The sequence below is a fragment of the Enterococcus sp. C46 genome (genome assembly GCF_040887565.1).
GTDB classification, from domain to species: domain Bacteria; phylum Bacillota; class Bacilli; order Lactobacillales; family Enterococcaceae; genus Enterococcus_B; species Enterococcus_B lactis.
The window spans coordinates 202,722-224,249 of sequence record NZ_JBFOGA010000001.1 but is presented as its reverse complement, the minus strand read 5'-3'; the positions used below and the strand labels follow the sequence as shown (position 1 = coordinate 224,249).

21 protein-coding genes are annotated in these 21,528 nt (G+C 39.5%); all 21 read right to left on the bottom strand.

Translation table 11 applies throughout. From position 1 onward, the window contains the following. Window positions 1-164: 164 nt before the first annotated feature. The 21 genes from AB3I27_RS01075 to AB3I27_RS00975 all read right to left on the bottom strand — a co-directional run bounded on the left by AB3I27_RS01075 (window position 165) and on the right by AB3I27_RS00975 (window position 21,493). Complete coding sequence (locus tag AB3I27_RS01075; protein ID WP_104760060.1) at window positions 165-1,205, bottom strand: lysylphosphatidylglycerol synthase transmembrane domain-containing protein; 1,041 nt, start codon at window positions 1,203-1,205, stop codon at window positions 165-167. Between the two features lie 10 nt (window positions 1,206-1,215). Then, entirely contained in the window at window positions 1,216-1,488 is a 273-nt protein-coding gene (locus AB3I27_RS01070) for a DUF1294 domain-containing protein (RefSeq protein ID WP_002306567.1), read from the bottom strand. Window positions 1,489-1,522: 34 nt separating this feature from the next. Next, window positions 1,523-2,431: a diacylglycerol kinase family protein gene (locus tag AB3I27_RS01065; protein ID WP_368022884.1), complete on the bottom strand. Its 909-nt coding sequence runs from the start codon at window positions 2,429-2,431 to the stop codon at window positions 1,523-1,525. Window positions 2,432-2,561: 130 nt separating this feature from the next. Continuing rightward, window positions 2,562-3,794, bottom strand: coding sequence for a peptidase T (pepT, locus tag AB3I27_RS01060; protein ID WP_002291957.1), 1,233 nt, complete (start codon window positions 3,792-3,794; stop codon window positions 2,562-2,564). Window positions 3,795-3,807: 13 nt separating this feature from the next. Then, window positions 3,808-4,929, bottom strand: a complete 1,122-nt coding sequence (locus AB3I27_RS01055; RefSeq protein WP_368022883.1) for a Nif3-like dinuclear metal center hexameric protein — start codon at window positions 4,927-4,929, stop codon at window positions 3,808-3,810. Then, window positions 4,926-5,627: a tRNA (adenine(22)-N(1))-methyltransferase TrmK gene (locus tag AB3I27_RS01050; RefSeq protein ID WP_002309061.1), complete on the bottom strand. Its 702-nt coding sequence runs from the start codon at window positions 5,625-5,627 to the stop codon at window positions 4,926-4,928. The genes AB3I27_RS01055 and AB3I27_RS01050 overlap by 4 nt, the downstream gene beginning before the upstream one ends. Window positions 5,628-5,769: 142 nt before the next feature. After that, entirely contained in the window at window positions 5,770-6,210 is a 441-nt protein-coding gene (locus tag AB3I27_RS01045; protein ID WP_002291962.1) for a hypothetical protein, read from the bottom strand. A gap of 128 nt (window positions 6,211-6,338) precedes the next feature. Continuing rightward, window positions 6,339-7,265: a primosomal protein DnaI gene (gene dnaI, locus AB3I27_RS01040; protein ID WP_002306563.1), complete on the bottom strand. Its 927-nt coding sequence runs from the start codon at window positions 7,263-7,265 to the stop codon at window positions 6,339-6,341. Next, window positions 7,265-8,638, bottom strand: coding sequence for a replication initiation and membrane attachment family protein (locus tag AB3I27_RS01035; protein WP_002291965.1), 1,374 nt, complete (start codon window positions 8,636-8,638; stop codon window positions 7,265-7,267). The genes dnaI and AB3I27_RS01035 overlap by 1 nt, the downstream gene beginning before the upstream one ends. Window positions 8,639-8,660: 22 nt before the next feature. After that, window positions 8,661-9,164, bottom strand: a complete 504-nt coding sequence (nrdR, locus tag AB3I27_RS01030; protein WP_002291966.1) for a transcriptional regulator NrdR — start codon at window positions 9,162-9,164, stop codon at window positions 8,661-8,663. 313 nt (window positions 9,165-9,477) lie between these two features. After that, complete coding sequence (locus tag AB3I27_RS01025; protein ID WP_002291968.1) at window positions 9,478-9,810, bottom strand: hypothetical protein; 333 nt, start codon at window positions 9,808-9,810, stop codon at window positions 9,478-9,480. Window positions 9,811-9,861: 51 nt separating this feature from the next. Then, the gene (gene coaE / locus AB3I27_RS01020) at window positions 9,862-10,491 is read right to left on the bottom strand and encodes a dephospho-CoA kinase (protein ID WP_070872525.1); all 630 of its coding nucleotides are present in this window, start codon (window positions 10,489-10,491) and stop codon (window positions 9,862-9,864) included. Then, complete coding sequence (gene mutM / locus AB3I27_RS01015) at window positions 10,455-11,291, bottom strand: DNA-formamidopyrimidine glycosylase (RefSeq protein WP_002291972.1); 837 nt, start codon at window positions 11,289-11,291, stop codon at window positions 10,455-10,457. Before mutM ends, coaE begins: the two co-directional genes overlap by 37 nt. Before the next feature lie 44 nt (window positions 11,292-11,335). Continuing rightward, window positions 11,336-13,981 carry a DNA polymerase I gene (polA, locus tag AB3I27_RS01010; protein ID WP_002309058.1) on the bottom strand — a complete coding sequence of 882 codons (2,646 nt, stop codon included), beginning with the start codon at window positions 13,979-13,981 and terminating at the stop codon, window positions 11,336-11,338. Window positions 13,982-14,105: 124 nt separating this feature from the next. Then, window positions 14,106-14,789, bottom strand: a complete 684-nt coding sequence (locus AB3I27_RS01005; RefSeq protein WP_002306560.1) for a Bax inhibitor-1/YccA family protein — start codon at window positions 14,787-14,789, stop codon at window positions 14,106-14,108. Next, complete coding sequence (locus AB3I27_RS01000) at window positions 14,782-15,267, bottom strand: MaoC/PaaZ C-terminal domain-containing protein (RefSeq protein WP_002291977.1); 486 nt, start codon at window positions 15,265-15,267, stop codon at window positions 14,782-14,784. Before AB3I27_RS01000 ends, AB3I27_RS01005 begins: the two co-directional genes overlap by 8 nt. Before the next feature lie 426 nt (window positions 15,268-15,693). Then, window positions 15,694-17,028 (bottom strand): UDP-N-acetylmuramate--L-alanine ligase, encoded by a 1,335-nt coding sequence (gene murC, locus AB3I27_RS00995; protein WP_002313703.1) that lies wholly within the window; start codon window positions 17,026-17,028, stop codon window positions 15,694-15,696. A 130-nt stretch (window positions 17,029-17,158) separates the two neighbouring features. After that, complete coding sequence (locus tag AB3I27_RS00990) at window positions 17,159-17,920, bottom strand: YdcF family protein (RefSeq protein ID WP_104771516.1); 762 nt, start codon at window positions 17,918-17,920, stop codon at window positions 17,159-17,161. Between the two features lie 27 nt (window positions 17,921-17,947). Then, complete coding sequence (locus AB3I27_RS00985; RefSeq protein WP_002306555.1) at window positions 17,948-18,418, bottom strand: SprT family protein; 471 nt, start codon at window positions 18,416-18,418, stop codon at window positions 17,948-17,950. Between the two features lie 19 nt (window positions 18,419-18,437). Next, entirely contained in the window at window positions 18,438-20,618 is a 2,181-nt protein-coding gene (locus AB3I27_RS00980) for a Tex family protein (protein ID WP_104771515.1), read from the bottom strand. 143 nt (window positions 20,619-20,761) lie between these two features. Then, window positions 20,762-21,493, bottom strand: a complete 732-nt coding sequence (locus AB3I27_RS00975; protein WP_002291986.1) for a metallophosphoesterase family protein — start codon at window positions 21,491-21,493, stop codon at window positions 20,762-20,764. Window positions 21,494-21,528 lie beyond the last annotated feature (35 nt).

Sequence of the window (21,528 nt, the reverse complement as noted above, 5' to 3'; positions counted from 1 at the left end):
ATACACATGTTTTTTTGACTTTTTTTCTCGTCTTATATAAATCTTAAAAAAACAAAATTGATTGTATACATACAAAAAAAGAGCAAAACAAACGTAAAATTATCTTACCCATAACGTTTTTCTTTGATTTGATAAAAAGGGTAGATCTTATAAAAGACCTACCCTTAATTTTCTTTATTCTCTTTTTTTACTTCTATTATTTCTTCTTTGATCACTCTTCGCCGTTCAGCAATCACATACACAAATCCATAGAGAAATGGCAAGATAAAGGAACTGAAACGATACAACAAAAGCGAAGAAACTGCGTCAACTGTTCCGACAACTGGTCTAAACAATAACAAGTAGACAAATTCAAAGGAGCCAATACCAGCTGGCGTAGGAATAACCCCTGAAAGCACTACTGCAAAGCTGATAAACGAAATGGTCAGTAGAAAATCTATTTTAGGATGGTTTTCAATCAGAATCAAATAGGGAAGTACATACCAAAATACAAGTTTCAACATATTCCATAGATAAATACGCAATAGCGCAGTCCTGTCTTGGATAATGGTTTGGACCGTTTCCCTTAAAGAGTAGATCTGCTGATTACATGTATCCACCCATTTTCGCAAACGCTCACTCTTAAATAACTTATTCGATAAGCTGACAAAAAATATTTGGACATTCAGACTGATGGACATTACCAATAAAAAGGCAACAATCACGATCGTCAAAAGAATTCCAGCAATAATAAACCAGATCATTGACGGACTATTAGAATAAAAAAGAGAGAATTGGATGAGCAAGCCAGCTAACGCATAGGTAATCACTGCAAGTTTGTACATGATCATATGGAGTGCTGTCACTCCTGCTCCCTGAGACAGTTTCATTCCTTTTTTATTATAAAAATAAATTTCCGAGATCAATGTTCCTGTACCAAACGAAACGATTCGGTAAAACGCAATATAGCTAGAGGTCAAGAACCCATCTTTCGTTGTAAAATTCGGCGCGAAAGGTTCAGCAATTTCTTTGATTGAGCGCCCTTCAGCGATTTGGTAAACTGTCCCTAATATAACAGTGGCTGCCAAAACGACAACACTGGTAGACATTAATTCGGCAAAGATATCTGCAAATGATTGATTGATTAAATAATAAATAATAGCAAAAATCGCAATCAGCAAAAGCAGATTCAGAATGATTTTAATTTTCGTTCCTTTAGATGACATCTCCTGCTCCTTAATGGAAAAAATAAATGAGAATCAAATCAACAAGCACACCCGCAGTGAATCCTACGGTAAACTTTTTTTTCCTTGTTTTATGATGAAAAACTTTCCGAGAAATCAATCCTCCCAAACCACCGCCTAACAGACTGACAAATATCAAGTTATTTTCAGGTACACGCCAGCCGCCATTTCGAGCCTGATGTTTATCATATCCCATCAGACAAAATAAATAAAAATTTACAATGAATAGATAAAACCACAAAGGATTGTGCAACAATACATCCATTATTCTTCTTCCAACTTTCTATTAACTACTATTTCTAAGCTTGTTCTTCTTTTTTTGGTGAATAAACTGCTAATCCTTTTGATACAACAGATAATTCAACTGGAAGATCATCTGTCGTGTCTCCATCTGTCCGAGTGCCAACAGATTTTTCCTTTGCTTTGATTTTCATGCGTTTGGCTGTGAAATAAGTGATGCCAGGTATCGTATAGAATTTTCCTCTCATGATTCTAGGCAAATAAAAAATAAATCGGAAAATATCTAAGGAAGGTACGATCGTTACATGGAATTTTCCATCATCTAGGGTCGCTGAATCGTCGAAATTTGTAAAGCCGCCCACGGAGTTAGACATCGTGACTGTCAATAACTGAGATTTTCCTTTCCAATGCTCCTCGTCTGTTTCTAAATCCAAATGATATTTTTTCTTCTTCAGCAATAACTTAAAGAATTTCTTGATAAAAATCCACGAGCCATAACGCTGTTTTTCTTCTTGACTGATCCAAACTGCTGTATCGGCTAAGATACCGATTGTCAGTGTAGAGATAATGACTGCATCATTGACTTGGCCATAGTCTATTTTTCGGACATTTCCTTCTAGAATCACGTCAGCAGCCTCTTCTTTCTTCAATGGAATCTCAAGGACACGTGCGAGATTATTGACTGTTCCACCTGGAAGTAATCCGATATGATACTGAGATAACGTTTGCTGGAACGCTTGGACGATAAGATGGATCGTTCCGTCCCCTCCTATGATCACTAGAGTATCGGCTCCTATAGCTTCTGCTTTCTTGACTAAATCCGCATGGTCAATCGACGGGCCAGTTTCAGCTAAATCTACAAATAATTCTGGTTGCTTTTCTTTTACATAATCTTGAAACCAGCGTGCTAATTTCTCCCCCTCATCTTTCCCTGAACTTTTGTTATAAAAAACTAGCAGCTTTTTCATTCTTTACCTCCTATTTACTCTTCAAAAAAGAGGGCGGGACAATCCATTCCATTGTCCTGCCCTTTAGCCTTAGACAGATGACATTCCATCATCGGACGAACGCCTTGTCATAAGCTGTTCTTTTTCGATTTTAACTCTTTGTGTTCAATTCTGCAATTTTAACAATCACATCTGTTGCTTTTTCCATTACTTGTAAAGAAACAAATTCGAATCGACCGTGCATATTTTCTCCTCCGGCAAATAGATTTGGCGTCGGAATACCCATGTAAGAGATTTTTGAACCATCTGTTCCTCCGCGGACTGGTTCGATCACTGGAGAGATCCCAAGCTCGATCATTGCTTGTTTCGCTAATTCCACGATGCTCATATCTTTTTCGATGATTTCTTTCATGTTGTAATATTGATCATACATATCTACTTTGATTCGTTCTTGATCAAATCGTTGATTCAATTCTTCTTGGATATGTGTGATTTGTGCTTTGCGTGCTTCGAATTTTTCACGATCATGATCGCGAATGATATAACTCATAGAAGCTTCTTCAGGATTCCCATTCAATGCCATCAAATGGAAGAAACCTTCGTATCCTTCTGTTTTTTCTGGAACTTCATCGGCTGGAAGCTGATTATGAAAATCAATGGCCAGCTGTAAAGCATTGATCATCGTATCTTTTGCCGTCCCTGGATGTACATTTTTCCCTTGGATCGTGATATTTGCTTGAGCAGCGCTGAATGTTTCATACTGCAATTCACCTAAAGGACCGCCGTCGACTGTATAAGCAAAATCCACATTGAATTGCTCAACATCGAATTTATCCGCTCCGACACCGATTTCTTCATCAGGTCCAAAAGCTACTTTGATGGTACCATGAGGGATAGAAGGATTATTGATCAAGATCTCCATTGCAGTCATGATTTCCGCAATCCCTGATTTGTCATCTGCTCCCAGTAAAGTACTGCCATCTGTAGTGATCAACGTGTGGCCTTCATAATTTTTCAAATTTGGGAAATCTTTTGTATTCAACGTGTAACGTTCTTCCGCATCTAGTACGATCGTAGACTCTCCATCATAGTTTTCAATGATTTGTGGATTGACTCCTACTGCATTAAAGTCTGCTGTATCCATGTGGGAAATAAATCCAATGGAACGCACTTCATGATCGACATTGCTTGGTAATGTTCCCATAACGAATCCATTGTCTTCATTATAGAAAACATCTGATAAACCTAACTCTTCTAATTCTTTTTTCAATTCTTGTGCAAAAGCAACTTGTGTCTGAGTCGATGGGGTCGTTTTGCTTGTTGCATCGGAGCGTGTTTCTGTTTTGACATACCGTAAAAAACGTGGCAAAAGATTTTCGTACATAGTATTCTCTCCTTTAATTAAATTGAAATGGGTTTGTATTCGTTTCAGAAACGAAAAAGTCAATATCCCAATTTTCTTCTTGTTTCCAAGTCTCAAATTTCTCGATGAACCGTTCCTTACATAACGATTCAATATAATGTCCGGGATCAATTGCAATCAACCCGGCGCTTTGCATATCATGAGCCGTATGATAATAGATGTCTCCGGTGATATAGACGTCTGCTCTTTGAGCGATTGCTTGCGGATAAAATTTTTCGCCGCTTCCACCGCAAATCGCAATACGCTTGATGGATGATTTTGTTTTTTGAGGCTGAACGATTCTCAGTCCTTCTAATTGGAAAACTTTTTTTACTTGTTCCACAAATGTTTCTAAGGGGATTTCTTGCGGTAATTCACCTATTCGACCTAGCCCAAACTTTTCGACTGGTTCATCAATTGCGAAAAGATCGTACGCAGGTTTTTCATAAGGATGAACCGATTGCATGGCATCAATCACTTGTTTTTCGATTGTTTCGGGCAAAATAACCTCGACTTTTGCTTCTTGGACTTGTTCTGCCTTCCCTACTTTCCCAATCGCTGGTTGTGCACCAACATTCGGAGTAAATCGACCGTGTCCAATCGAGGTAAAACTTGTACCGGTATAATCGCCTTGCGTACCAGCACCAGCTACAGCTAATGCTTCCCGCATTTTCTGTGCATGATCCACAGGTACATAAACCGCCAGTTTTTTATAATGGATTTCATGAGTCTTCACTAAATAACTCTCCACTTCAATACCAAGCAGTTCGCAAAACCAGTCATTCAGTCCGTCCCAAATAATATCCATATTCGTGTGTGCCGCATAAACGGCAATATCATGTTTCAACAGATCTGCATACATTTTTTCTTGCGGCTGATCAGTAGTCAGCCGTTTTACAGGGCGAAAGATTGGGGGATGTTTAGCAATCAGCAGATCGATTTTTTTCTCGATTGCTTCTTCGACCACTTCTGGGCGAACATCTAATGTCATCATTACCCGTTGAATCGGTTTATCTAATGTTCCAATATGCAGTCCGACTGGGTCTCCTTCTTCAGCTAGCCATTGAGGACAATAGCTCTCAAACTTTTGGATGAAGGTACGTCCGCTTATTGTCATATCTCTAAAACCTCCTCAATCATTTGGATTTCCTGTTCGATTTGTTTTTGACGTGCCTCTTGATTAGCTGCTTGTTTGAGCTGTTCACGGATAGCTTTTCTTTGTTGAAGCTCTCTTGTCCATTTTGATTTGAAGATCTCACTTTTCTCTTCGAGCAGAAATGGTCCGAACATCAGCTCCATTTCGTTGTAAGTAACTGGTTTTTGTTCTTTTTCGGCTACAATAATTTCATATATTTTTTTGTTTTCTTCAAGTATTTTTTCTGATTGGATTTTGTATTGATTTTCTTGCAGCCATGATCGTAACGTACGCTCTCCGATATTTGGCTGAAGGATCAAACGTTCTTGTCCACTTAGGCGTTGATGCAACTTGCCAGCTTCTAGGATCTCTCTGATCAGCGAACCTCCCATACCCGCGATCGTGACAGCCGTTATAGCATCTTGCGGTTGGATCGCATCTAGACCATTTGCAAGACGTACAGTGATACGGTCTTCCAATCCATCTTTTTGGACTTGCTTACGTGCTGATTCATAAGGACCTTGAACGACTTCACCTGCAACTGCATATTTGATTTTTCCTTTTAGCATCAATGCAACAGGTAAGTATGCGTGATCTGATCCAATGTCTGCTAAACGAGCAGATTCAGGAACAAATTCACCAACTGCCGCTAAGCGCTGAGATAAATCTAAATGGTTCATAGCTTCACTCCTTCTAGGTAATTATAGCATTTTCCATATAAAATAAGGAGACTAGGAATAAAAAAATTCCCAGATCTCCTTAAAAATTATACCTTTTTGTTCTATAAAACAACATTTTCTTATTTTTGAAAAATGTTGTTAATTATTTGTTCAATGAAATATCAATGATCGAATCTCCAGGCACTTGTGGTGGGATAGACATCGTCATGATCGGCATCTCAACTAATGTAAATTGGACTTTGTCACCGATTTTCAGTTCATCTATGTCCACGCTTATTTTTTCAGCAGTAGCATTCAAAATCACTCCGTCATTGCTGAATGATGTCCCCATATTCGCTGGATCTTCTTTGGCCATGACATCGACGAGTTTCAGTTGAATCGTTTCTTCTTCCGCTTCTACTTGAGTGATGCTTTCAATCGTTCCTACAAATATGCTTTGTCCCTCCGTTTTCGTACTGCTTGTTTTTATTGTTTGACCCGCATCAATCGAATCAAGAGAACCTGTGTTGCTGTCTGCACTACCGCATCCTGCTAAAATAAAAAATAGACCAACTACATATATACTAGAAAAAATAGCCCTCATAAAAAATCCTCCGTTTAAGTTTTTGCATTACTTGTTGCGGTGATTGTCTCCGGTCATTTCTGTCCATGTAAAGATTCGCTGACCTGCTTTTACTCCTTGGTCAAATATCAGTTGGACTTATCAACTGTTCAACCATTGCGGCGGTTGCGACCAGTCATTTCGATTTCTTTTGTCAAATAACGTATGCGTTCCATTATGCGTTTTGCTTTCAGCGGCTCTTCATCTCCACGTTGAGTGACGGACAAATGCTGTTCCAATTCATCCATTGTGAAATTTGATGAGAAGAAGGTCGGTAGCTGTTCCTGCATCCGATATTGAAGGATGACGCCAAATACTTCATCCCGTATCCAACTGCTCATCGCGTCTGCACCAATATCGTCAATCATTAAAATGGGGGAACGCTTCACTGCATCTAGCTTTTCTGCCACTTGATCTTTTCCGATTGCCTGTTTCATCTCAACGGCAAACGTCGGAAAGTGGACTAATGTCGTGGTGAATCCAGCAATCGCTAGTTCTCTCGCTGTTGCTCCTAATAAGTATGTTTTTCCAATACCAAAACTCCCCACCAAATAAAGACCTTTATGATACCCTTTTGGATCTGCAGTATATTTCTCTACGAAATCTAGGGCTTCCAAGCTTGCATATCCTCGTCCATCTGTACGCTCAAAGTTTTCAAAAGATGCTGATTGAATATCTTTTGGCATATCCATTGCTTTTACTCGGCTTCTAATTTCTTCTTGTCTTTGCCGAGCTAACAATGCTTCTGTTGGTACATAAGTGACATCCACATAATGAAAATTCAACGTCAACTTCGGCTCGTATCCTGGAGCGATCATCGTTGGATCGTTTTTTTGATATTTACGCTTTTCTTGCACGAACTCATACAATTTGGCGTAGCTTTTTTCAATATCCGCTTGTGTCAGTTCTTCTTGGTGTGCACTTAGAAAAGCTTGAACATCCGTATCATTTAGGACGTCAGCAATCATTTCAGCATATTTTTCTTGATAATTACGTTTGCTGATGATCCTCTTCAATTCTTTGCCTACGTCTTCCATTAGATGTCACCCTCCTTTTTCGCCAGGTATTCTTTAAAACGGCGGTCAATCTCTGCTTTTTTCTCACTACTGATCTGTTTTTCATCTTTTGGCTGGTTGACCCAATCAGGAAGCTTTTCCCGCCGAACATTTCGCTTGCCGTTTGGATAATTTGTTTGCTTTTTTTGTTTTGATTGTTTTGCTTGATTGCTTATTTGCCGAATATGCTGAATCGCTTCTTCTGCTGTGGCGATTTTCTTTTGTGCCCATTCATTTGCCACTGTATTCACATAACTAGCATTTAAGCTAGCATTATTTTTGATCACCAATACATAATTCAGCAAAACATTGATCACACTGCTGGAAAGACCTGATTGAGAAACAAGGTCTTGCAGTAACCAAGTTTCTTGTTTAGAAACATATCCGCCTTTTTCTGACTTGATTGCTTCCAGATATTTCATCGGCGGAATGCTCTGTGCTTCTTTTATCAACTGAAGCGCTGCATTTGTCAAATGTTCGTTCGTCGGAGATTCATTGCTGTTTTCAGCAACAGCTACTGTTTCCTTTATTTGCTTCACTGGTCGTCTCTGCATTGCCAAAACAGCTTTTTGCAGCTCCTTCATGGATACTTTTTGTTCACTAAAATCATAAGATTGACTGATGAGTTCACCAAGAGTTAGTTCATCGAATCCATAAAGCTGATGATACATGTCGACTTGTTTGATGATTGAATCATCAAGAACAGTCATATGTTTTTTTGCCAGCCAATCATTCAAAAATTGCCAATCGAATGTCGAATCTGTTTCAAGTAATGCTACTGGCTCAGATTCTTCAAAAGATTTATTCAGTGATTCGATGTTTTCTTGATTAGCAGCGTATACTGCTTCATTGAAGCGATAAACATCTAAAAATTTTTTTGTGATTTTTTGATATCCCTCTGTTGTATGCCTTTTAGGTTCAAACAACTGGGTAAGCTTCTGGAATCGTCGTTCACCAACTTTTTCCAAAAGAAGAAATGCCAGAACAGAATCTTTGAAAAATGCTTTAGGAATGAGTGGCTCTAACAACTCATAAATAAAACGAGGCCCCAGATCGCTATCTTCTTTAAAATAAACATCCAGTAAGCCGATTCCTTCCAGCTTTTTTCTTGCATCATAAAATTGAGGGATCCCGCAGCCTAGACTACTGAGTAAATCTGCATGCATCCCTTCAGGACCTTCACCAGATTCTTGCGAGATCTCTGATAACAGAGTGAAATAGATACTCAAGGCTTCTCCGCCGATCAGTGGCTGATAAAGATACAGCAACGCGTTCTTGCTGTCTTCCCTCAGCGGAGCTTCTTTTCTTCCTTGGTAAATATTTTTTGGTTGAAGCTCTTTCCAAGCATTTTCCAAGGAAATGCCTCCTTTTTGTTTCTTAATTGTTTTCTTTATTATTCTCTTTATTATTCTCTTTATTATTTTCTTTTGCTTTATCCACGATATCTTGCAGCTCTTTTAAGAAAACAGACATATCTTTGAACTGGCGATAAACACTGGCAAAACGGATATACGCGATTTCATCTAAATCGACTAAATCCTCCATCACATATTCACCAATCAGATTCGTTGATACTTCGTTTTCCCCAAGACTGCGTACGCGGTTTTCGACATGGTTGACGATTTGTTCCATTTGCTCCATAGCTACAGGTCTTTTTTCTGCTGAGCGGATGAGTCCTCTTAAAATTTTATCGCGATTGAATTCTTCGCGTTCCCCGTTTTTCTTGATGACTAATAACGGAGCAGCTTCAATTCGTTCAAAAGTAGTGAATCGGAACGAACAATTCTCACATTCGCGACGGCGACGGATCGCACGTCCATCATCTGCTTGACGGCTGTCGATTACTCGTGAATTATTATGTTGACATCTGGGACATCTCATTTTGTCTCACCTCTTGCATCGCATTTTTATATAAAGGATGTGTCTTTCTTTACAACTAGTTGTATTATAACACGAAACAAATCACAAACGCGACTGTCCTACCCAAAAAAACACGGATATAAGAACAATTTTTTCTATTTTCATGCGTAATTATGTCCCCTGTCCTAATTCAATTTCAATTTTCCAGTACTGATGACCTTGATTGCTGAGAAATGACTCGCCCAAAAGCTGATTTAGTCGGCTAGCACAAAAAACTTGAAGCAGATGAACATCTTATCATCTGCTTCAAGTCACATCTCTATTTCTTATTGTTTTATAACTTCTCTTCGATTCCTGTATAGTGTTTCATTCGTTGTTCCTCGATTTTTTGTTCATCAGGAATGTGTTCACTTTCTGGGAGCGGTGTCTTACTACGATCAGGTACCGGATTTTTTCGTTCTTGAGTCAAATCTTGCTGTTTCGCTTCTTTTTCTGCCTGCTGGTCTTCTATTTCATCGATTCTTGCTTGGTACTGCTTTTCTTTCTCTTCTGCTGTTTCTGATTGCGTACGACCTTCATCGATTAGATTTTCTTTATTGAGTATTTCGCCGATTTTTTCTTTTGCGTTACCTACGACTTTATCCTTTTGGTTTTTAAATGATCCCATCGCTATCCCTCGCTTTCTATATACTCAGGATAGCAAACTTGACACAGATACTCAAAGAAAGCGATTAGCTGAAAGCCAATTTTCGATTTGTTCCATAAGTTCCTCTTTTGTTCCGTTGTTGTCAAACAAAATATCCGCACGCTGCTTTTTTTCTTCGATTGGAAGTTGACTGCTAATTCTCTGCTGTGCTTGTTCTAGTGTTAGTTGATTACGTTTCATCAAGCGTCTGAGTTGAATATCTGGCGTGGTATAAACGACAGCTACTGCATCCATATAGTGGTCATAATGACCTTCATAGAGCAATGGGATATCTACAATTACTAAAGGATGATGGGAACTTAGATAGGCGATTTGATCTTTTATCGCTTTTCGGATAAACGGATCTAATAGCTGATCAAGTTTTTGTCGTTTCTCCTTTGATGGAAAAACAATCATCCCAAGTTTCCCTCGATCTAGCTGACCATCAGACTGCAATATCTCTTGGCCAAACACGGACACAACCTTCCTCAGAGCAAGCGTTCCAAGCTCAACAGTTTCTCTAGCAATCACGTCACCATCGATCAAAGGAAATCCATGAGACTGAAAGACTTTGGCTGCCGTACTTTTGCCAGTAGCTATTCCGCCCGTCAAACCTAAAACAAAGCCTACTTTTCGATTTTCAGCCTTTGACAATTCGGACAATAGTGAGTCCCCCTTTGTGCCACTTTTATTTTCACGATCGGTGTCCCACAACGTATACATGGTTTGCCAGTTTGCTGATAGACATGCAGTGCGACTTGGAATCCGCCTGATTCTCCTAATGCATTCAAATAGCTGCGAATCGTGGTACCTCCGGCTTCTATTGCACGATTCAAAACATCAATGATCGATAGACGTAATTGTTCTATCTCTTTTGGACGTAATGTATTCGCCGGTTGTTCTGGATGAATCTTCGCTTCCCATAATGCTTCGTCTACATAAATATTACCTAGTCCCGTTACTAGACGTTGATCTAGCAGTAAAGGCTTGATTGCTTTGTGCGATTTTTTCAGTCCAGCTGCAAAATCTGCTAATAAAAAGCTGTCAGGCAATGGCTCAGGTCCTAATTTCATGATTCCTCGGTAAGTTGCACTTGCTCCTTTTTCGACAATTGTCATACGACCAAATTTTCGTACATCGTTGTAGCGAAGTTGGCTCCCGTCCTCAAAAAAGAAAAGTACATGCGTATGTTTATCGATTGGTGTATTTTCTTTCGTGAATTGATATTTTCCTTCCATTCGCAAGTGTGAGATCAGTTCATAATGATCGAGATGAAAAATCAAAAACTTCCCTCTACGTCCAATGGATTGGATGGTTTCGCCAACAAGAGAAGCCTCAAAGATGGGCGTCTCTGGTTGCTCAATGATCTTGGGCCACAAGACCTGCACTTTCTGAATCGTTTTTCCTACTACTAACCGTTCCAATCCTTTACGAACGGTTTCTACTTCTGGTAATTCTGGCATTTTTTCTTTTCACCTTCATTATATTGCTCTGTCTTAAACAATGTTTATTTTGCTTCGTACCACGTTTTTCCCCAACTGCTGTCAGTGATCAGTGGTACATGGAGAGAAACAGCTTGTTCCATAACTTCCTTCACCAATTTATCTAATGATTCAAGTTCTTTTTCAGGTACCTCGAAGACAAGTTCATCATGAACTTGTAACAGCATCGTAGCTTGAAGACCTGTTTCTTTTAATCGTTTATCCAATTCAATCATCGCGATTTTCAAAATATCAGCAGCACTTCCTTGAATTGGTGTATTGATAGCTGTTCGTTCCGCAAAAGAACGGATATTGTAATTTCTTGAATTGATGTCTGGCAAATATCGTCGGCGGTGATACAGCGTTTCGACGTAGCCTTGATCTTTTGCTTCGCGTACGATTCTTTCCATATATTCTTTGACACCTGGGTATTTTTCAAAGTACGTATCGATGTATTGCTGTGCTGCTTTTCGGCTGATGCCTAAATTTTGTGAAAGTCCGTAATCAGAGATGCCATACACGATACCAAAATTCACTGCTTTTGCCTGCCGACGCATATTTGGTGTGACATCCTCTGCCTTTTCGATTCCAAATACGCGCATCGCTGTGCTGGCATGGATATCTTGACCTTCTAGGAAGGCAGCTTTCAAATGTTCATCATTTGAGATATGCGCAAGTACGCGTAACTCGATTTGTGAATAGTCAGAAGAATAAATCAACCAGTCTTTTTCTCTCGGAACAAATGCCTGACGTATCTTTCTCCCTTCATCTAATCGAATCGGGATGTTCTGCAAATTAGGATCAACAGAGCTTAATCGTCCTGTTTGGGTCAATGTCTGGACATAACGGGTATGCACTTTTCCATCTGATTGGATCACTTTCAGCAGTCCCTCGACATAGGTAGATTGAATTTTTGCGATTTGACGATAGGTTAGGATATCCTCTACGATTGGTGCTTGTTCACGAAGCTGTTCCAGTACATCTACGGCTGTGGAGTACCCAGTTTTTGTTTTTTTGATGACGGGTAATCCCATTTTTTCAAATAAGATCACTCCTAATTGCTTTGGTGAATTCAAATTGAATTCTTCGCCGGCTTCTTCGTAGATTTTTTGTTCGATCTCTCTTAAGCGAGCAGAAAACTCGCCCTTCATTTCTTGTAAGCGAGTCGCATCTACTTTGATCCCGCTTATTTCCATCTCTGCCAAAATGATAGACAATGGCAGTTCCATTTTCCGGAAAAGATCTTCTTGGTTTTTATCTGCCAGTTCTTGGCTCAATTTTGGTGTTAACGCATTGATTGCAGCTACTTTTCGCGCTAAATGAGCAAAAAAGAGTTCCTCTTCTTCTGGTAAACCTTTTTTCGCCCCTTTGCCGTATACAGTTTCATCTGATTGGATATCGTTGTATCCGTAATGTGCAGCTATTCCTTCGATATCTGTGCTTTTTTCATTCGTATCGAGAAGGTATGCACCTAGCAAGACATCAAAATCGATTCCTTTCGTTTTTCCAGTATAGCGATTTAAAGCAACATAAGTTCGTTTCGCATCATATACTTTTTTCAATCGGTTCGGATCAGTGATCCAAGAATGGAACGCTTGGTTTTCGAATACAGACAGATCATTCGTGACATAGATTTTCTTTTCTGTCCCCCACGCTACTCCGACGATTTCCTCTGTATGGTAATTGTCGCCCATCATTTCCACGTACAGTGCCATATCCGTAGTAAACATTTCCTCTTTAAATTCATGCACGACTTCAAATAAAATATCATCCATTTTTACTTCTTCTTCAACGATATTCAGTTTAGAAAGGAACTGATTGAAATCCATTTCTTTATAAAATGGAACGAGTTTATCGAGATTTTTCCCTTCATACTTCAATGAGTCGATAGAGACCTCCACAGGGGCTGAAGTATTGATGGTCGCCAATTTCTTCGATAAGAACGCTTGCTCTTTGTCATTTATCAGATTTTCTTTCATTTTGCTTTGCTTCATTTCATCAATATGCTCATAGATTCCTTCGACTGAGCCATATTGTTTCAATAGCTTGATAGCTGTTTTTTCTCCGATTTTAGTCACACCTGGGATATTGTCAGAGGCATCTCCGGCTAGTCCCTTCATGTCAATAATCTGTTTTGGTATCAATCCATCATATTTTTCCGCCACATGTTCTGGTGTATAACTTTCGATATCGCTGACACCTTTTACAGTGATATCCACTTTTACTTCTTTACTAGCTAATTGAGTCAAATCCCGATCACCGGAAAGTACGACGACATCAAATTGATTTTTATCTACTTTTTCTGCCAAAGTACCGATAATATCATCCGCTTCATAATTGGGCAATTCGTAATACTGTACACCTAATCCCGTCAACAAATCACGGATATATGGCATTTGTTCTTTGAATTCGCCTGGTGTTTTAGATCTTCCTCCTTTGTACTCCGCATACATTTCTGTCCGAAAGGTCGTTTTTCCTGCATCGAACGCAACCAGAACATGCGTCGGTTGCTCTTTTTGCATAACATTTTCAAACATCGTATTGAATGCATAGATTGCATTTGTATGAAGACCGTTTCTGTTTTTGAAACGTTCAAGGGAATTGTGCAGCGCAAAGAATGCGCGAAAAGCCACACTGTTCCCATCAACGAGTAATAATTTATTTTTTGTCATCTTCTTAACTCCTTACTGTAAAGTTCTTATTCATTCTAACAAAGAATCATGCGGAATGCGAAAAGAAAAAGCGGGACCATACCAAATATTTTGGTATAGCCCCAACTGATCAATTTTTTCCTTTTTAGTTGTTCCGTCCAAAGATTCTTAAAAACGCCAAGAACAAGTTGATAAAGTCTAAATACAGCTTCAATGCCATAAATACAGCAATGCCACTATGTGCTGTTCCATTTGTCTGGACATAGATATTACGAATGCTTTGGTTATCATAAGCTGTGATCCCTGCAAAGATGACGACTAAAAGCAGTGAGATGAACAGCTCAACTGCGCTACTTCTCAAAATGAAGATGTTCAAGACTAGTGCAATGATCACTCCGATCAAAGCAGCCTGTCCTGCTCTTCCGACCCCGCTAAGATCTCGTTTTGTTGTCACTCCGACAACAGACATCCCCATGAACATCAAGGTAGCTGTCAAGAAAGCTTGTGTTACTGTTCCAATATCGTAGAATGCAAGAGTAACTGCTAATGTTACGCCATTCAAAAGAGAGTAGGCAATGAATCCACCGATCGCTAAGCTCGGATTCTTTTGTGCTTTTACGCCTAGAACCATTACCAAAATCAGTTCAACGATCCACAGACCCATAAAGCCTAATGGAAAGTTATTGATAAAAGTTGCTAGTTGTAAAGGAAATACCCAAAGAGCCAAGTAAGAAGTGACTGCACTAAGGGCAAGCCCCATACCTAAAAAACCATAAACTTTTGCATAAAAACGATTAATGCCTGACATTGATGTACTTGGATTATTCATTTAATTCACCTTCACTTTCGATTGCTATTTCCAATTCAGGAACTTGTGGCGGTTGGACCATAACAACAGCATCCAACACACGATCTTCGTTCGTGTTTTCCGCTTCTACAGAAATCGTCACCACGTCCTTCATCTTATCTACTTTTATGACCTCAAACTGAAAAGTCAGTGTTTCATAATGGAAAACCGGTTCAATAAAATTGACAGAAAAATTGACAACATGTGATCCTGGTCCAGGAAGATGCTTTGAAATTGCACTTGTGATGATCCCCATCAGCATCACTGATGGAACGATTGGCTGATGATATTCTGTTTTTTGTGCAAAGTCATGTTGGATATACAAAGGATTTGCATCATTCGTCAATCCCAAATACAGCAAAAGCTGGTTATCTTCAATAGATTCTGTTAAAGATAACGAGTCGCCTTCCTCGATTTCATTTATTGTTTTTCCTAGTTTTCTCGGCTTACCTATGTTCAAGATAGAAACCCTCCAGTTTATTTTTAATCATACATTATTGTACCAAAAGCAGCGCAAAAGGCAAGTTCTGCTCCTTTGATTTAACAGATTCCTATAGTTTAAAGAGGTCGTGAAAAAGCTGTCCTGCATCAAGTAATAAGAACAGCCAAGAAAAACAGCTTCTCATGTTTTTGATTTGGCTAGGCTTATTACCGCAGATGCAAGCTTTTGAACGCCGTTTATCTGAGGTCGTGAAAAAGCTGTCCTGCATCAAGTAATAAGAACAGCCAAGAAAAAACAGCTTCTCATGTTTTTGATTTGGCTAGGCTTATTACCGCAGATGCAAGCTTTTGAACGCCGTTTATCAAAAGTTGTAAAAAGGGAGCATGACAAGAATTTTGCCACTCTCCCTCTTTCTATTTTTATAAGGACACTGCAGTAATTGTATTACAGTACATTTTTCGTCGTGCTGCTTAAAAGTTTTTCATACGCTTGTTCAAATTTTTGAACATCTCCAGCACCCATGAAGATTACTACTGCATCATGATAATCTAATAATGGAGATACATTATTTTCTTTGATGACTTCTCCACCTTTTTTGATTTTCGCTCCAAGGTCTTCGATCTTAACGTTTCCTTGTTCTTCCCGAGCCGAACCAAAAATATCGCATAAGTAAACTTTATCAGCTAAATCAAGTGCTTCTGCAAATTCATCCATCAATGCAATCGTACGCGTAAACGTATGAGGTTGGAAAACTGCAATTATTTCTTTATCTGGATATTTTTGGCGTGCGCCATCAATGGTTGCTTTGATTTCTGCAGGGTGATGCGCATAATCATCGACTACGGTCATGTCTGCTACGATTTTTTCACTGAATCGACGTTTTACTCCTGGGAAAGTCAGCATTTCTTCCGCAACTTCTTTCAGATCCAGATTTTCGAAATACGCGACTGCAATAACACCTAAAGCATTTAAAATATTGTGTTTGCCGAATGCCGGTACAGTGAAATGTCCAACAAATTCATCCCCATGATAGACATCAAAAGCAGAACCGGATGTTGTACGTTCGATGTTTCGTGCTTGGATATCATCATTTTCTGTGACACCATAATAATAAATCGGCACATCTGCTTCTAATTTGCGTAAATAAGCGTCGTCACCGTACGCAAAAATAGCTTTTTTCACTTGTCCAGCCATTGTTTGGAAAGCTGTAAATACATCGTCGATACTTGTATAATAATCCGGATGATCAAAATCGATGTTTGTCATGATCGCATAGTCTGGTGAATAGGCAAGGAAATGACGGCGATATTCACAGGCTTCAAATGAAAAGAATTCCGCTTGCGGATCACCATGCCCTGTTCCGTCTCCAATTAGATAACTTGTTGGACGAACACCACTCAATACATGAGAGAGCAGACCAGTCGTACTTGTTTTTCCGTGAGAACCGGTTACAGCGATACTCGTATAGTTTTGGATAAAATGACCAATAAAGTCGTGATAGCGAATCACTTCCAAACCTAATTCTTTTGCTCGCTGGATTTCTTCATGTGAATCAGGAAATGCATTTCCTGCAATAATCGTCATACCTGGTTTTACATTGTCTGCGTTAAATGGCAGAATCGTGATATTTGCTTTTTCTAAATCTCTTTGTGTAAAGAAATATTTTTCAATGTCTGATCCTTGGACATTTAAACCTTGTTCATGTAAAACAAGAGCCAAGGAGCTCATTCCTGAACCTTTGATACCAACAAAATGATACAATTTATTTTGATTTTCCATTTGAATCCTCTTCTCTTATCTAGCGTCCATTCTTTTAGCTATTACATTCAACACGCTCCTCATTATCTTATAAACGATTGAAAATTTCAACCAAATTTATTTAGAAAGGAGGATTCGCCTGCTAAAAAGGTCATGTACGGGAAAAATCCGTTTTTATTGACTGTTTGATTCTTGTATAAGAAGACCAAACTTCTTCTGATATATCAATATGAGGAATAAAATCTTTTCCTTTCGGACCATAGCCATTCTCATCGTCGTGGAGTCGCTCCATTTCTCCTAACACCAGTGCATAGAAATATTCCTTCGGCCATTGATGGTTCAGTTCTTTTACTGTAAAGACGATCTCCTCAGAAAAGTGAAGGATTTCCGGCACAAATGGCACAGCATTTGCGAAAACAGTTTGTTCATTTTGCCATACTTTCTCAAAAGTTGCTCGAGTCCTGCGTTGCAGTGTCGGATCATTCATCAATAGGACTTTTTCTGGTACAGCATCTAAGGAATGAAGAATCTCCAGTGAAAAAGTGGCGTTCTCTCCAGAATTTGTAGACTTCGATTCTATCAGGAAAGCCTTATCGGGCAAATCATAGACTTCTTTTAGATACTGACGACAGATTTCACTTTCACTCATGCCTTCTTCAAAATGAAATCCTTGCTTTTCAAAATTCTCATAAAGGATCCTAGTCGCATGACCCACCCCGCCGACCAAAAACAAACGTTCTACTTGACCATTTACATACATTTGTGCTGCTTTATCAGCTAAGATAGGAAGACCGTTTCCAGCTAAAATAAGTGTAGGTGCCGACAATTTCTCAAAATCTTTCTCATCAGGTGCGGCTAAAAAGGCTAATAACTGATTCCAGTCTTTTAGATTTCTCTGCTCTTTTTTTTCCAAAAACTCTTCATCCTTTCATTTGATTTTTTATACTTCATTGAGGCTTTCTCTCTTTGTCTCAATCCATTTGATTTCCCCATGACATCTTCCACAACGATATTTGTGTACATCGATTCTTCTTTTGCGGCAGATCGTGGCAGAACAATCTTGGCATTGATAATATTCGATCTTTATCTGTTTCTTCGTCAAGGCTGGCGCATAGCGCAATCCTCCTGTTTTTTTCAAAAGATACTTGAAATCCATATCTTTATGACGATATCCTCTTCCAGTTAGATGCAGATGATAATGGCAAAGTTCATGTTTGATGATTCCTGCAATTGTTTCTTTGTCTGACTCTTCAAACAGCTTTACATTAAAATCTAAATGATGATCGTTTAAATGATAGCGCCCGCCAGTTGTACGCAAGCGTGGATTGAACATTGCTTGGTGCTTGAAAGGACGCTGGAAGCTTTTTAATGATATCTCTTCTACTAACTGCTGCAGTTCTTCTTGTGTCAATTTTTGTTACTCCTCATTGTTACTCTTCATAAGGGGAAAGCATCGTCAAACTGATTCTGCCTTTTTTCGTATCAACTTGCTCTATCCAAACCGTCACGATATCTCCGACTGACACGACGTCTGTTGGATGCTTGACAAATTTTTTGCTAAGTTTTGAGATATGGACAAGTCCGTCTTGTTTCACACCGATATCGACAAATGCGCCGAAGTCGATGACGTTACGGACCGTTCCAGTCAATTCCATACCTGGTTTCAAATCTTCCATACTCAACACATCTGTACGCAATAGGGGCGCTGGCATCTCATCACGCATATCTCGTCCAGGTTTTGTCAGCCCAGCTAAAATATCGGCTAACGTTTCTTCTCCGACTGATAAGCTTTCAGCCAGTTTCTCCGCGGATAACCGTGTCAATTTTTCTACTGCTTCTTCTGTCCCAAGCTCTTTTTCTGAAAGATGGACGGTCATTAATATGTCTTTCGCAATAGAATAACTTTCGGGATGGATACCGGTGTTGTCCAAAATGTTTTTCCCGCCAGGAACTCGCAAGAAGCCGATTGCTTGTTCATATGCTTTTGGTCCTAAACGTGGCACTTTTTTCAGCTGAGTTCGTGCAGTAAATTCTCCATTTTCTTCACGATAACTGACAATGTTTTGGGCAGTCGTTTTATTCAATCCTGATATATGCTGCAAGAGCTGTGGACTAGCCGTGTTCACATCCACGCCTACTTGGTTGACCGCTGTTTCCACGACAAAATCCAATTGTTCAGCCAAACGTTTTTGAGAAACATCATGTTGGTACTGTCCTACACCGACAGCTTTAGGATCGATCTTGACTAATTCAGCTAAAGGATCTTGCAGACGACGGGCAATAGAAACAGCACTTCTTTCTTCTACTTGTAGATGCGGGAATTCTTTTCGTGCAATTTCGCTAGCAGAGTAAACAGAAGCGCCAGCTTCATTGACAATGGCATAATAGGCTTTATGGTCGGCTGATTTCAATTGTTCAGCCACAAAAAGTTCTGATTCCCGACTGGCTGTTCCATTCCCGATAGCTACCATATCTACTCGATATTGATTGATCAATTGGATAAAAGCTGGACCAGCAGCTTCCCTTTTCGCTTGTGCTGCAGGTTTATGCGGATAAATGACTTCGATTGCCAAAACTTTTCCTGTCGCATCTACGACTGCTAGTTTACATCCAGTACGATAGGCCGGATCAAATCCCAGTACGACTTTACCTTTTAGCGGCGGTTGCAACAAAAGATTGCGAAGATTTTCTCCAAAAATAGCGATGGCTTGCTCATCCGCCTTTTCAGTCAATTCATTACGCAGTTCTCGCTCGATTGCCGGCTGTATAAAGCGTTTATAACTATCTTGATAGGCTTCTCTTACAAAGGAAGAAGAAGGTGAGGCAGGATTTTTCACTAATTGGCGATCCAAGTAAGCTAAAACTGCTGCTTCGTCTACTTGAAGGAATACTTTGAGAACCTCTTCTTTTTCTCCTCGATTAGTGGCCAATATCCGATGAGAAACCATTTTATGGACAGGTTCTGCAAAGTCATAATACATTTCATATACGCCTTTTTCATCTATTTTCTCATCCTTGACTTGGCTGACATACATGCCTTTGTTATACGTATAAGACCGAATCCAAGTCCGAAATTTTGCATTATCGCTGACTTGTTCAGCAATGATCTCATGCGCACCTTGCAACGCTTCTTCAGCAGAAGAGACTTCTTTTTCTTTATCGATATATTTTTCTGCTTCCGATTGCACCTCTCCATCTGTAAGCTGCATCAGCCACAGCGCGAGTGGCTCAAGTCCTTTTTCTTTAGCAATCGTTGCTTTTGTCCGTCGTTTCTGTTTGTATGGCCGATATAAATCTTCCACTTGTTGCATTTTTACGGATTGCGTGATTTCTGTTTCTAACTCAGGGGTCAGTTTCCCTTGTTCATCGATCAGCCGAATCACTTCGTTTTTTCGTTTTTCTAAGTTTTCAAGATATGCATACCGCTCTTCGATTTCACGAATCTGGACTTCATCAAGACTTCCCGTCATTTCTTTTCGATAACGCGCGATAAAAGGAACGGTGTTTCCTTCATTTAACAAATTAAGTACAGTCGTCAACTGCTTGGGACGATAGTCTGAAAGCTCTTTTTGTACAAGCTGAATGATTGTCTGGTTCAAATTTTCCGTCATTAAAATGCCTCTTTTCTGCTAAAAATTGCTTCTTTATTCTATCATACTTTTTATCATGGGTTAAACTGCTGAAAGAAACAATATTCTCTATACAAATAAAAAGAGCCGCAACAAAGTCGCAGCTCCTTCATTCTTTCCATTTGTCAGATTCCTTGCCAAGATCCTTCGTTGTTCTGATATTCAATGTCTTGAAGGATGCCTTCCTTGTCAAAAACAACCCCATGCAATGACCCTCCGAATACAGCCCCACCGTCCATTCCGATTTTATGATCCTGAATCCAGAGATCTGTTGTCTGCATATCTCCATGGAGCATTGGTGTAATCGTATGTCCAAATACAATTGTCTTACCTGTATTGTTTTTCCCTTCATGAAATGGTTCCCGTATCCAAATAAAATCGCTTGGACTTGTCTTACGCCAGTCTTTCTTTGTCAAATCCACTCCAGCATGGACAAACAGATAATTTTCCCATTCATAATACAAGGGGCGCTGGACTAAAAATTCAATCAGTTCTGGGTATCTCGATCGGATCATCATTGAGATTTCAGTCGGGGAGTATTCCTCCGACGCACCTGGGTGAAGTAGGCTTTCAAATGTTTCTTTTCCACCATTTCTGATATAAGGCGCATACCAGTCCTCCGGTGCTTGCAGAAATTGCAAAAAATATTCTTCGTGGTTGCCCCGGAGATAAATGGCTCCTGTTTCTTCGACTAATTGTTTTCCTAATAGAAAACATTCCTTTGTACGAGGTCCTCGATCATTGAGATCTCCTAATAAAACAAGCTGATGGATCGTCGGATCATAATAGTGAATAAGTTTTTCAAAAAGATCATATTTACCATGGACATCGCCAATAGCATAAATCAATGATTTCATGTGGATCACCATCCTCAACGATAGTATAGCGCATA